Origin of the sequence: Psychrobacter glacincola (assembly GCF_904846075.1) — a bacterium.
GTDB lineage: Bacteria > Pseudomonadota > Gammaproteobacteria > Pseudomonadales > Moraxellaceae > Psychrobacter > Psychrobacter glacincola_C.
Genome location: NZ_CAJGZH010000002.1, coordinates 53,907 through 66,889, shown reverse-complemented (window position 1 = coordinate 66,889; position 12,983 = coordinate 53,907). Strand labels below are relative to the sequence as shown.

The following is a 12,983-nucleotide window of genomic DNA, read 5'->3' as shown; positions in this document are numbered from 1 at the left end:
ATGAATGATTGAGATGAAACATTTAGTATTGAGCAAGCCTTAATGAGTGACGACTTGTTATACTCAATTGATAGTCCATTAAATGAGGTAGCAAATCATCCAGTAAATGCTTAATACAGTAGCGTGGTAAAAGTAATTTCATAAGCGTAGTTACTAAGCATAGTTACTAAATGATGTCTACTCACTCTACTAATGTAAGACTATTTCGCTACTATTACTTAATGAGTAACGTATTGGTCTCAAATTTTTACAAAACGTAAAGAACCGCATTGTCATTATCAGTTTTTGATAACGTAATATGTTTTTTTATATTGTAATAATAGGTCATTTAAATAATACCTTTAAAATCAGTAACTAAAGTTCTATTTTTTTGGTGCATATCTTTTATAAAAAACCTATCATTGTAGATAGCTGTCAAAAATTTGCTTCATTTTTTGTCATCATCGATTTTAGTTGTACATAATAGATACATAGACTTAAGTTAGCACTCGCTTTTTTATCAGTCATATTTTTATAATGCTATGAAACAAGCTATTGCAACGCACCATATTTTGTTTATGATAGGCGCTATTTCCACATTGCCGATCGCCGCCTGAGACACCACTATGAAGTTACCGATTCTTGCTTATATACTTACATCAGCCCTGTTAATGACAGGCTGCCAATCATTTCAATTTGTCGACAGCCCTATCCCTGTGAATACCACCCCTACCAATAATATCTTGGTCAAAAATACGCTTGCTACCACTGTGCAGGTTCAAAATAATACCAGTACAAAAAATCAAAAATAGTGCCATCACACTCATAAAATAAGCAAAAAAAAAAAGGCAGATATCGGTTTGATATCTGCCTTTAATGTTTAATAAATTACCTTAAATGATTCAATAGCCATTCATTTCAAGGGCGTGCCGCTGGCTGATGCTTGACAATTGTCTTGGCCAAATGATCGCCGAACCAAATAGCTGTATCAATATCTCCCCGTCCTGGCGTTTCCTCAGGGGGACCATCAAGCGACTGGGTCATCAAGCCCAAAAAGCTAGATAAACGGTTTAAATCGTGAGCCTCATGACCTGTCGGCATCAGCGGTAATCCAATCCAGTTCATACCATGCTGCATCGCATACAAAGAAATCTGCTGCAATACCGCCAGCTTATCACCACTCAGCCCACCAGAGTTGGCAAAAGCGGCTGCCCACTTGCCTTCCCATTTACGATGATACCAGCGCTTTGAGGTTTCATCCATAAAAGTCTTAAATTCAGCAGTGACACTACCCATATATACGGCACTACCGAAAACCAGCAAATCCGCCTGATCCAAATAATCCCAGTCAACCTTGTGGACATCAACGGCTTTGGCCTGTGCTGCTGGCAATTGCTGATGCGCCCCTTTAACGATCGCTTCAGCGACGCGCTTGGTATGACCGTAGTTGCTATGATAAATAACAGCAATAGATACAGTCGGTATGCTATCAGTAGTGGACGATTTGGCAGGTGTATTCATACAAACTCTAATAATGGCTATAAATGGTTAAATAAAAACAATATAAGTTCAACAGTTAATTGCGCGCAACAGCAAATAGCGTAATCCTACGCAGCGCCACGTACAATGACCAGCGCCATTCGACCTGTAGCAGGCTGTTGCAAATGCGTTTGACGCCGATAAGAATAATAGTGGTCATCAGTATAACTACAGCTGCTAGATAAGGTGTCATCTACTATAACGCCCGCCGCACTAAGCTGATCCGCTGCCAACTTTGGTAAGTTTATCTTGATTTTTCTCGTGTCAACTGTGTTACAGCTTGACAGCTTATCAACCGTATCCTGTACATGTTGATTATTGCTATCGCCTTTAATAGTAGCCACAGAATCTATGACATATAACGAATCAAAATGTTCAATACTGGCTGTGTTCAATAACTTATTTTCTGTGCAACCTTTCAATAATTGATTGCGAACTTGAGCGCCAACTTCATAGCTGTCTTGACTGATACAAACACCAATCCAAGCTTTGATTTGTCCCGATTGCGTAAAGCATTGCACAGTCGCTTGAATAATCCCGCAAGCCAGACCTTGCCAACCCGCGTGAATCGCTGCTATTTGACCACTAGCTGGCTGATATAAGACTATCGGTACGCAGTCAGCCGTCATTATCGCAAGCCCAAGCCCTTGTTGCCGACTGACCATCGCGTCAGCAGACATTGGCGTCATACCTAGCGCCGTGCCATCAACATCATGAATTTGCTTACCATGAACTTGGTTAACCCAGTGTAAGCGTTTGATGGGTACGTGTTGGCATGTCGACGATAAGGGTGCAAGCTGCTCATTGATGGCAGATAATAAACGCATGCGATTGCTCAGTACTTTTGCAGCATCATCATTGACATGCAAACCTAAATTTAGCTCACCATAATTCGCTTGATGTTGCTGTCGTACCAGCTGTTCTGTAGGCTGGTCTTGTGATTCAACATCATCGCTTGAAAAGGCAGCCGTTTGAAAAACAGCCACATCATCAATCTGTGCAAGCAATGTCATAGGAAACTGATGAGTCATGGCTGATTTACCGTCTTAATGAGTCATTTTTATGTCACGGATCGCTATTTACTACTAGGCTCTGTTTTTTACAAGCGACTTTACGCTCTCGCCTACAAGGAGCGGTCTACTCGTCATCATAGCCATCACTTAGCACAGCCATTAACTGCTGCATATCTTCAGGCAGTGGTGTGGTGACTTCGATATCTTCACCAGTCGTTGGATGCACGAAACCCAGTGTGTAGGCATGCAAGGCTTGACGTGGAAAATTATTAATCGCTTGACGCTGGGCTTCTGTCAGTCCTGCCCGCAATTGACGACGACCACCATAGACACGATCACCCACTATCGGATAAGTAACATGACTTAAATGCACACGAATTTGGTGCGTACGTCCCGTTTCAAGACCTACATCCAACAAGCAATAATTGCCGTTAAGCGCGGTCACATTCAGTAAATGTGTCACAGCTTCACGTCCTGCCGTCATTACCGTCATTTTAGTACGCTGATTACGGTGACGACCGATTGGGGCGTCAATACGGCGATGGCGCGATAGACTCGCTGCATCCCCTGCTACCACACATTGATAGTGACGATAGACCGACTTGTCCTTTAGTTGCTCCATCAGCGCAAGCTGTGCTGGCTTGGTTTTACCAATCAACAATAGCCCTGAGGTATCTTTATCAATACGGTGCACCAGACCTGCACGCGGCAGATGGTGCTGCTGCGGATAGTGATACAGCAGTGCATTGACCAAGGTGCCGGTTTGGTTACCCGCACCAGGATGCACTACCATGCCAACAGGTTTATTGATGACCAATACGTCATCATCTTCATAGACCACATCGATGTCTATATTTTCTGGTTGATCTTCACTATGCTGCTCTAATGTGGTGGTTAACTGCAGCACATCACCCGCTCTGACACGAATTTTCGGTTTTTGCACGCCATCGTTATACAGCAGGCTGCCATCACTGATCCAACCTTGTAATTGAACACGTGAGAAATCGGTAAATATTTTTGAAGCCAATTTATCAATACGTAAACCAGCTTCGTCTTCTATAACCGTATGCGTCATATTAATAATTACTGGCACCACTTGACCGGCGGCTGACGCTTCATCATCGTCGCTATCATCAATGTCGTCAGCATCTTCATCGCTGCTATCTATCATATCGTCGTCAAGCTCATCACTATCTTTTAACATAGCTTCTTCTGACACAGCGTCTTCTAAAACATGATCGCTATGGCTTTGCTCATCAAGCATCGACTGATTATCGTCAGGTAATTCACTATTATTTAAAACGTCATTTGGCATCGGTGACTCTTGTGCTGATGAATCAGTCTGTCGTGATTGATTCGGTGGTAAATGGGTAGTCATAGCATTATTATTCATAGCAGATTTATATATGGCAAAGCGCCTGACATGGTTTTGAAAGGTAGCTTTTGAGAAATTTCTAATAAAGTGTTAAGCGTAACGCTATAAAAAACAAAAGGCCATTCGCTATCAATCGCTTATCATAAAAGCGATCGTCGTCGAAAAAAGCGGAGGCAATACCATGCTAGTGTAGCATGCCAAGCGCCTAAGCCCTATAGAAGCTGTGTGTTATCTGTCATTTTTTGATTATACCGCAGCGAGCGTCAGCGCCGTACTTAACTCTCTAAAATATGACATTGCTGTAATTTACTGTATATTTATCAGTGTCAGCGACATTCGATATCGCTCGTGACAGCAGCTCATGTTAAAATGTCAAACTGACATGCGTTGGTGTACAGCTCATTGCGAGCAGCAGCATATCGCACCTGTGTTGCAGTAGACTAATAACTGTACGATACTGACTCAAATTCGATGAGCACGATTGGATTAAGTACAATATAGATGGCGAAAAAATAGACGAAGCAAACGTTATTCTATAAAGTATAGCCATATTTTGCTGTATGCTATGCCACTGTACGCTTATCGAATTTTTATTAAAAGCATTTGGTTTGATATAAACCCTATGCCATCAAGCGTTTTTTAATAACGATAACTGGTATGTCCGATGATTGACATAGTAGATGACAGACCACTATTGATGCCTACGCATCGTTTTTTATCATTAACCTAATATCTAGTATGATAGCGTCGCTGCTATTATACGTCTTGTGTCGGAGAAGAAGTATGCAAGCTGTTGGCAATACGTTTATCAAACTGTCCTCAATAACCCTACTTGCGCTAAGCGTAAACTTAGTGGGCTGTCAGACTTTCAAAAACCTGACTGGCGGTAAAGACGTCGATGCAGTAGAAACTGCCGAAAAATCAGAGCAGAACTATTATAACGACGCCATTACCCAGATTGATAAAGGCCGCTATACACAAGCCATCGAAGATTTGACCAATCTGCGCACTTTTTATCCTACTGGACAATACGCTGAGCAAGCATTACTCGACATGATGTACGCACAATATGCCAGTGGTAAGTATGAAATGGCAGCTGCCAGCGCTGAGCAATTCATTAACCTATATCCTTCTAATCCGCAAGTCAGCTACGCTTACTATGTGCGCGGCGTCGCCAATATGCAAGGCTCATCAGAAGGCCTGAAACTGTTTAAGCTCAATCAAGCTGAGCGTGATACCGCCTATTTACGTATTGCCTTCGCTAACTTTCAAGAGCTTATTAACAAGTACCCTAACAGCCCTTACGCGCCAGATGCCGCTCAGCGCATGACTTTCATTTACAATCAGTTTGCTGAAAGTGAGATGAGTGCAGCCAACTGGTATATCGAGCGCGAAGCTTATGTCGCTGCTGTTAACCGTGCCAAATGGGTGTTTCAATACTATCCACTTAGTGAATCCATCCCAGACGCAATCGCGGTCTTAGCTTATAGCTATGATAAATTGGGTATGTCTGATTTGGCAGCAGAATACAAAACTCTATTGCAGATTAATTATCCCAACATGTTAAGTGCCGATGGACGCGTTAAACTCGACACCAAACGTGAGCGTTCTTTCATCAACAAATTGACTTTTGGACAGTTAAGTCGTTTTAACAAAGATACTTCATCAGTTGCGACAGGCGACTATAACGGCGCGACCAAAACTCAGGTTATTCGTAACGCCAGTCAATTAAGACTGCCAAGCGATAATGCAGCAGCCAGTGCAGCGCAAGGTACTTCACCTGTGCGCGCTAATACTGGCATCAATGTCGGCTTAGGTCTGCCTGAAGCATCCGCTGAGCGCATTACTAGCCAATCGAGCACTGGCTCTACGGCAAGAGAAGCCAATGTCGATCCGCAAAACACCAATCCTGTACGCCGTACGACATTGCCTGTTCAAGGGATTGATATCCTGCCAGCAGATGTCGATATGAATGATGAATAAATGCGCTAAATTTGAGGCAACGTCTCTCTTTTAATTAAGAGAACGTCTCTTCTTTTTAGTACATCAACGCACATCATGAAAAAAATAAGGTCAACAACAGAGTTGGCCTTATTTTTTCTGTTTCTGTTTCTGTTTCATTATCTATGCCCAATATTGTTTGCGCCCGATATTGCCTATGCTTAAGATAATACACCTATGGTAAACTGTTTTTTGCATGAGTATTCCAAATCACATTCTCGACCAATTAAATAGCCAAGCTGACTTAATCAGTATCATTGGGCGTCATACGACGCTTAAACGTGCTGGTAGTGAGTTTAAAGGCTGCTGTCCATTTCATGGCGAAAAGTCGCCCTCTTTTTATGTCAATCCACAAAAAAACATCTATCACTGCTTTGGCTGTAGCGTCGGCGGTAATGCCATCAGTTTTTTACGCGATTATGAAAACTTAACTTTTATTGAAGCGGTTAATGAGCTATCAAAGCAGACGGGCATCGAAGTCCCAAAAGAAGAGCAACAAAACGTCAGCTACCAGCGCCGTGCACCAAAACCGATTGCACCACCGCCAACACCTAATCCGACTATCGACGCTAAAAGTCCTGCTCAAGCAATTAATGCGCCTTCTATTAACGCTACTTCGGCTATTCAGCAACAAAACCAGTACGGCGATACCGATCAGCCCGTTTATCACGACAGTAGCAACGGCTACGATGAGTATCCACCGCTAGATGCTTACGACTCAGCGTCTTATCCAGAAGATTCTTATGGCGCAGACTACCAAGATGATAATAGCTATCCGCCAGCATGGTTGACAGGTGGCGATACTGACGCTGCGGCATTGTACGATGATCATAGCGTTTCCGATAAAGACGGTAACCTGTATGAGCTGTTAGAGCAAATCCAGCAGTTTTATCAGCACAATCTCACCCTTCATCCGCATGCTAAGCACTATTTTTTATCGCGTGGCATCACCGAAGACATCTTTGAGACCTTTGGTTTAGGCTATGCGCCCTTTGGGTGGCAGCATCTTGAGCATCAGTTTCCACAAGATATTGAAGGGCTAAAGGCGCTTGGTTTGGTGCGCCAATCAGAGTCAGGGCGCGACTATGATCTACTCCGTGATCGGGTCATTTTCCCGATTCGAGACAATCAAGGACGCACCATTGGTTTTGGTGGGCGGGCGCTCGATGATGAGGTAAAACCCAAATATATCAACTCCTCTGACTCACCCGTTTTTCATAAACAGCATGTGCTGTATGGCTATTATGAATCACGCCAACAACGTGCCGACAGCTGGCTGGTGGTCGAAGGCTATATGGATGTGATTGCCCTTTACCAAGCGGGTATTTATGGCGCTATTGCTTCCATGGGTACGGCGATAAATGAAAGCCAAATCTCACGATTACTAACGCTGAACCCTACCCTAACCTTGAGCTTTGATGGCGATAGCGCGGGACAAAAAGCGGCTTGGCGTACCCTTGAAGTGGCTTTGCCAGTACTGGCTGATGACAAAGAGTTGCGGTTTTTGACCCTACCAAATAATCATGATCCTGATACGTTTATTAAGAGTCAGGGCGGCGATGCCATGCGTGAGCAAATCGCGAATGCCATGCCATTGTCACAGTATATTTTTGCCTATTTAAGCGAGCGTTACGATTTAACCTTGGCAGAAGGCAAAGCCAAGCTCATGTCGCAAGTACGTGCCTTGACCACTGCATTACCTAAAGGCAGTAGCTTTCGCTATTTGCTGAACAATGACGTCTATCAGAAGCTGGGTGGTAAACGTAGCCAAAATATCGAAGCCAAAGATGCGCTGCTAGATTTTGATGGTGACATGACCATCAGTCAGCAATTGCAACTTTGTTTTTTGTTTCAGCCACGCGCCTTAATTGAAGACCCTATCGAAGCCATTTGGCAGCAGGCAGGTATTATTGATTTACAGCTGCCAGCACACATCAAGCAAAAAGCCGCGCCTGACATCTTGCGTCCGCTTGCTTGGGAAGATTTGCAAGATATCGCCTTGCTGGATATCGTTAGCACCATCAAACGCTGCCTGAATCATTTACCCAAAGATGCCAACGCCGCCGCACACTTTATATTGTCTAATGTCAAGCCAATCACCCAAGAGACACTTAGCCGTAGCTGGGGCGGATTTTATAAGACATTAATTGGCAGAAATATTTTGAGCTTGGATGAGTTGATCGAAAACTTGGTGATGCAGTTGCTCAAGTTACATCTGCAAAAAAAGATGCAAGAGCTCATCAAAAATCCTGATCATATCAAGCTGGCGATTGTCCGTAAGCAGTCGCAATTATTAAATGATTGGTTACGCGCGCAGCAAGCTGAGCAGTCAGCGCAGATGGTTACCGTCAAATCTTAACGTTTGCCATTATTTTTGCTAAAAAATCTCCAACCCTTTAAAAGTATAGCGGCTGCCCCCACTACTAATGATTATGCCCAATAGCATGTATTGCCATTTAATCATTTGGCTGATATAAAATAATCAGTAAGAAATGGTCGGTAGATATCACTACCTCGTGCTTGATTACGCTGGTGTGTGTTAAACTGTGTCGCTAACTATTTATAGCCCGATTTAATAGATGGCGATAAATCCGCCTCCTTAAGCACAAATTTTAGATATTATTTTGAAGTATCCGTTTTTAGGGACCGTTATTTTTATATATTATTTTTTAGATAATGTTATCTTGAAGACTTTTTAGCGTTACTAATTTCTAGCAGTTTTTTAGCATTGTAATTGTAGTATTTTGAGCCTTTATTCATATCAACTCATTTTTGATATTATTGACAACCTCTACGCCATATTTTGATGAATCGATTGATTATATCAACGCACTGAGCGAGCGATAGCGCGTCACAATATAAAAATGTCCGATGCAAGTAAGCGAGTATTTATGAACGATAAGTCAGTTTCTAAGTCCACATCTCAACTGGCCACCTTAATCCAAATGGGTAAAGAGCAAGGGTATCTCACCTATGCTGAGGTGAATGACCAACTGCCCGACTCTATTACCGAAAGCGATCAGATCGAAGATATTGTGCAAATGCTGACCGACGTTGGTATCAAAATCTTTGAATCTGCGCCTGATGCCGATGACATCTTGATGAACGACGATTCAAGCGATGATGACATGGCAGCGGATGAGGCAGCGGCGGTATTGGCCTCTGTTGAGACTGAGCCGGGCCGCACCACTGACCCTGTGCGTATGTATATGCGTGAAATGGGTACGGTTGATCTATTGACCCGTGAAGGTGAGATCGCCATTGCCAAGCGTATCGAAGAAGGTATTCGTGACGTACAGCATGCGATGTCTTACTGGCCGGGTACCGTACAGTTCGTCCTTGATGAGTATCAAAAAGTACAAGATGGCGAAAAAAAGCTTTCTGACGTCATTACTGGCTTTTTAGATCCTGAGACCGAAGCAGACAAAATCGCTGCCCAAGAAGCAAAAGAGGCAGCAAAAGAAGAACGTGAACGCATCAAAGAAGAAAAAGAAAATCCACCTGTGATCAAAGCAAAAGCCAAAGCAGCGGCGCTTGATGATGAGGACGAGGATGAAGACGACGTTGAAGAGGAAGCTGAAGAAGAAACCAGCGGTATCGATCCTGAAGAAGTACGTCTGCGTCTAGAAGAAATCGAACACTTATTTATTAAAGCCAAGCAAGCCTTGCTAGATTATGGCCGTGGTAGCACAGAAGCAGATACTGCTTATGCTCTACTTGCCGAACGCTTTATGATGCTAAAGCTGAACAATCGCTTGTCAGACCAAGTGATGGCTATCATGCATGACGTCTATGACGACGTGCGTAAGCAAGAGCGTCAAATCATGCGTTTGGTCATTCGCCGTGGTCGTATGCCGCGCGAAGAATTCCGTAAGACTTTCCCTAGCAACGAGACCAATGTTGATTGGTTGATTGAACGTATTAAAGGTAAGCCTGCGTTTGCTGGTACGCTAGAAAAAGTCACTGATGATGTTATTTTATTGCAACGTCGCATTCGTGACTACGAGCAACAGCTCGACATGAAAATCCACGATATGAAAGACGTGGCACGCCGTATGGCAGTCGGTGAAGCAAAAGCTCGCCGCGCCAAAAAAGAAATGGTCGAAGCTAACCTGCGTTTGGTTATTTCTATCGCGAAGAAATATACCAACCGTGGTTTACAGTTCTTGGATCTAATCCAAGAAGGTAACATCGGTCTGATGAAAGCGGTTGATAAATTTGAATACCGCCGTGGTTATAAGTTCTCGACCTATGCAACATGGTGGATTCGTCAGGCAATTACCCGCTCTATCGCTGACCAAGCGCGTACCATTCGTATTCCTGTACACATGATCGAGACGATTAATAAAATAAACCGTGTCTCACGTCAGTTGCTACAAGAAATGGGACGCGAGCCAACGCCTGAGGAGTTAGGTGAACGCTTAGAGATGGACGAAGTTAAAGTCCGTAAAGTACTGAAAATCGCCAAAGAGCCTATCTCTATGGAAACGCCAATCGGTGATGATGAAGACTCACATCTAGGTGATTTCATCGAAGATGGTACTATCTCAAGCCCTGTTGATGATGCGACCGCAGCTGGTCTGCGTGAAGCGACTCGTGATGTATTGGGCAATCTGACTGAGCGTGAAGCACGCGTACTAAAAATGCGCTTTGGTATCGACATGCCAACTGACCATACCTTGGAAGAAGTAGGTAAGCAGTTTGACGTAACACGTGAGCGTATTCGTCAGATTGAGGCAAAAGCACTGCGTAAATTGCGTCATCCGTCACGCTCTGAGCATCTGCGTTCGTTCTTAGAGAATGATTAATCATAAAGCAAACTAAGCACCAATAAAAAAGCCGAGTTTATCTCGGCTTTTTTGGGTCATCGATTTGATGGCTCGAGTGCTATAACTACATGTCTTCATCAAGGAATACAAGAACGAGCTTGCAATGGCACTATACAATATATATGATTCGTATACATTTCATATACTAGGTAAAATAATGGGTATTGTTAAGATTGATGATGCGCTACACGAAGAGCTTCGTAAAGCCAGTGCGGTAATGGTACGTTCGATTAACGCGCAGGCAGAGTATTGGATAAAGATAGGTATGTTGGCCGAGGCCAATCCTCACGCATCTTATACCGATATCATCAGCGAGCAGTTAAAACGAGCAGATGTTAATATAGGAAATCTTATCGATGGCTAAAATCGCGCTAAAAACACCTGAAGAATTGGCCATCATGCGCGAGTCTGGACGCTTATTGGCATCGGTTTTTGCTTACCTAGATACGCACATGGTCGCTGGCATCTCCACAATGACTGTCAATGATTTAGTCGAGCGCTATATTGTGGATGTTTTGCAGGCGCGACCTGCCAGCAAAGGTCAATACGGCTACCAATACGTGCTCAATACTTCTGTCAATCAAGTGGTTTGTCATGGTGTACCCTCAAGCAATCAAGTCCTAAAATCAGGCGACATCATCAATGTAGACATTACTTTAGAAAAAGGCAGCTTTATTGCCGATTCTAGCAAAATGTATATGATTGGCGATGTGATGCCCTTAACAAAACGCCTCGTCGATAACACTTATGAGGCCATGTGGGCAGGTATCCGTGTGGTCAAGCCGGGCGCAACGCTCGGCGATGTTGGGCATGCCATTCAAAGCCATGCCGAACAGCACGGTTACTCTGTCGTTAGAGAATACTGCGGGCATGGTATCGGTCGCGAAATGCACGAACAGCCTGAAGTTTTACATTATGGTCGCGCTGGTGCAGGCTTGGTTCTAGAACAAGGCATGACCTTTACTATTGAGCCAATGATTAATCAAGGCAAAGCCAAAGTAAAAATGAAAAAAGACGGCTGGACGGTGGTGACTGCAGACAAAAAGCTTTCTGCCCAATGGGAGCATACCATCGCGGTGACTGCCGATGGTTATGAAGTGCTGACGCTGCGTGAAGAAGAGACCCTTTAAAGCGTGCTTACCGTTCCCCTTGCTGCTGCGCAATACAAAAGTGATTTGAGTATTTAAGTATCATCTTATTATTGCCATATTGGTAACTACTGATATGATAGGTCGCGATGATTTGAGTATACGCTGATTGATACCTCTGTCATCGCTTTTTTATACATGCCATCGATAGGAAACCGACATGATTGTCCGGCAAACCCCAAACGCCCTCAAGATACTTTTTACCCTGCACGGCTCTGTCATTCCAAAAATTTATCCGCAAATTTTGCTGATCGCGCTTCTCAGCACACTTATAACAATTATTCAGCACTGGCTTCCTGACTCTTTTCCTTATTATGGTATGGCTCCTTTTACCTTGCTAGGAATCGCGTTGTCGCTATTTCTTGGATTTCGCAACAATGCCAGTTATCAACGCTGGTGGGAAGCTCGAGGGCTTTGGGGTCAGTTGGTATATGATGCGCGTAGCTTAACCCGTCAAGTGCTTTCTTTTATAGATACTGATACCGAGAATGGGCACGAGACTGGGCGAACGATGGTTTACCTGACCATTGCTTTTGCGCATGCTGTGCGCCATCGCCTGCGCGGCTCGTCACCTTGGCATGATGTCGAGCCTTTTGTCGCATCGAAACACCATGATAGTATGCGCCAAGCGCGCAACCTACCTGATTACATCATGCGCCTCATGGGTAAGCAGCTCGGCGACATTCGGCGTCAAGGACTGGTGTCAGAGCAAGTCATACAGAACATGGACGAGCGCCTGACGTCTATGACCATTGTATTGGCGGCCTGCGAGCGCATTCATAATACACCGCTGCCGTTTGCTTATATGCTGCTGGTCCATCGCACGACCTATCTGTATTGCATCATGTTGCCTTTTGGCTTGGTGGCCTCGCTCGGTTGGGTGACCCCACTGATTTGTGCCGTGATCGCTTATACCTTTTTTGGTTTGGATGCCCTCAGTGAAGAGCTAGAAGAGCCTTTCGGCTTAGCCGCCAACAAACTACCCCTGACTGCATTGTCGCGTACTATCGAGATTAATCTGCGAGAAGCACTAGAAGAGGCAGATATTCCGCCTGAGATCACTCCTATCAATGGCTATTTGCCATAGCCTCTTAGCTGA

Annotated in this window: 10 protein-coding genes; 7 read left to right on the top strand and 3 right to left on the bottom strand. The window is 44.0% G+C overall.

Translation table 11 applies throughout. The annotated features are described in order from the left end of the window. The first annotated feature begins 605 nt into the window (after window positions 1–605). A complete protein-coding gene (locus tag JMW85_RS06465) occupies window positions 606–791 on the top strand; it encodes a hypothetical protein (protein ID WP_087815194.1) in 186 nt (61 codons plus the stop codon). A gap of 106 nt (window positions 792–897) precedes the next feature. On the opposite strand, the gene JMW85_RS06460 is transcribed toward JMW85_RS06465, so the two are convergent. The 3 genes from JMW85_RS06460 to JMW85_RS06450 all read right to left on the bottom strand — a co-directional run bounded on the left by JMW85_RS06460 (window position 898) and on the right by JMW85_RS06450 (window position 3,909). Next, complete coding sequence (locus JMW85_RS06460) at window positions 898–1,500, bottom strand: flavodoxin family protein (RefSeq protein ID WP_087815192.1); 603 nt, start codon at window positions 1,498–1,500, stop codon at window positions 898–900. An 86-nt stretch (window positions 1,501–1,586) separates the two neighbouring features. After that, the gene (locus JMW85_RS06455; RefSeq protein WP_201581264.1) at window positions 1,587–2,549 is read right to left on the bottom strand and encodes a polyphenol oxidase family protein; all 963 of its coding nucleotides are present in this window, start codon (window positions 2,547–2,549) and stop codon (window positions 1,587–1,589) included. A gap of 106 nt (window positions 2,550–2,655) precedes the next feature. Beyond that, window positions 2,656–3,909 carry an RluA family pseudouridine synthase gene (locus JMW85_RS06450; protein ID WP_201553721.1) on the bottom strand — a complete coding sequence of 418 codons (1,254 nt, stop codon included), beginning with the start codon at window positions 3,907–3,909 and terminating at the stop codon, window positions 2,656–2,658. 780 nt (window positions 3,910–4,689) lie between these two features. On the opposite strand from JMW85_RS06450, the gene JMW85_RS06445 reads away from it, so the two are divergent. The 6 genes from JMW85_RS06445 to JMW85_RS06420 all read left to right on the top strand — a co-directional run bounded on the left by JMW85_RS06445 (window position 4,690) and on the right by JMW85_RS06420 (window position 12,971). After that, the gene (locus JMW85_RS06445; RefSeq protein WP_087815188.1) at window positions 4,690–5,889 is read left to right on the top strand and encodes an outer membrane protein assembly factor BamD; all 1,200 of its coding nucleotides are present in this window, start codon (window positions 4,690–4,692) and stop codon (window positions 5,887–5,889) included. Window positions 5,890–6,103: 214 nt separating this feature from the next. Further along, window positions 6,104–8,266 (top strand): DNA primase, encoded by a 2,163-nt coding sequence (locus tag JMW85_RS06440; RefSeq protein WP_087815186.1) that lies wholly within the window; start codon window positions 6,104–6,106, stop codon window positions 8,264–8,266. 532 nt (window positions 8,267–8,798) lie between these two features. After that, on the top strand, window positions 8,799–10,715 hold the full coding sequence (gene rpoD, locus JMW85_RS06435) for an RNA polymerase sigma factor RpoD (protein ID WP_045452235.1): 1,917 nt from the start codon (window positions 8,799–8,801) through the stop codon (window positions 10,713–10,715). Window positions 10,716–10,893: 178 nt separating this feature from the next. After that, the gene (locus tag JMW85_RS06430) at window positions 10,894–11,100 is read left to right on the top strand and encodes a ParD-like family protein (RefSeq protein ID WP_045446174.1); all 207 of its coding nucleotides are present in this window, start codon (window positions 10,894–10,896) and stop codon (window positions 11,098–11,100) included. Continuing rightward, the gene (map, locus tag JMW85_RS06425) at window positions 11,093–11,866 is read left to right on the top strand and encodes a type I methionyl aminopeptidase (protein ID WP_087815184.1); all 774 of its coding nucleotides are present in this window, start codon (window positions 11,093–11,095) and stop codon (window positions 11,864–11,866) included. Before JMW85_RS06430 ends, map begins: the two co-directional genes overlap by 8 nt. A gap of 178 nt (window positions 11,867–12,044) precedes the next feature. Then, entirely contained in the window at window positions 12,045–12,971 is a 927-nt protein-coding gene (locus tag JMW85_RS06420) for a bestrophin family protein (protein WP_087815182.1), read from the top strand. Window positions 12,972–12,983 lie beyond the last annotated feature (12 nt).

What these genes read in the sequence shown, in the direction of transcription:
- JMW85_RS06430 (WP_045446174.1), top strand. Translation starts at nt 10,894, where the DNA reads ATGGGTATTGTTAAGATTGATGATGCGCTACACGAAGAGCTTCGTAAA.
- JMW85_RS06440 (WP_087815186.1), top strand. Translation starts at nt 6,104, where the DNA reads ATGAGTATTCCAAATCACATTCTCGACCAATTAAATAGCCAAGCTGAC.
- JMW85_RS06445 (WP_087815188.1), top strand. Translation starts at nt 4,690, where the DNA reads ATGCAAGCTGTTGGCAATACGTTTATCAAACTGTCCTCAATAACCCTA.
- JMW85_RS06460 (WP_087815192.1), bottom strand. Translation starts at nt 1,500, where the DNA reads ATGAATACACCTGCCAAATCGTCCACTACTGATAGCATACCGACTGTA.
- map (WP_087815184.1), top strand. Translation starts at nt 11,093, where the DNA reads ATGGCTAAAATCGCGCTAAAAACACCTGAAGAATTGGCCATCATGCGC.
- rpoD (WP_045452235.1), top strand. Translation starts at nt 8,799, where the DNA reads ATGAACGATAAGTCAGTTTCTAAGTCCACATCTCAACTGGCCACCTTA.
- JMW85_RS06465 (WP_087815194.1), top strand. Translation starts at nt 606, where the DNA reads ATGAAGTTACCGATTCTTGCTTATATACTTACATCAGCCCTGTTAATG.
- JMW85_RS06420 (WP_087815182.1), top strand. Translation starts at nt 12,045, where the DNA reads ATGATTGTCCGGCAAACCCCAAACGCCCTCAAGATACTTTTTACCCTG.
- JMW85_RS06455 (WP_201581264.1), bottom strand. Translation starts at nt 2,549, where the DNA reads ATGACTCATCAGTTTCCTATGACATTGCTTGCACAGATTGATGATGTG.
- JMW85_RS06450 (WP_201553721.1), bottom strand. Translation starts at nt 3,909, where the DNA reads ATGACTACCCATTTACCACCGAATCAATCACGACAGACTGATTCATCA.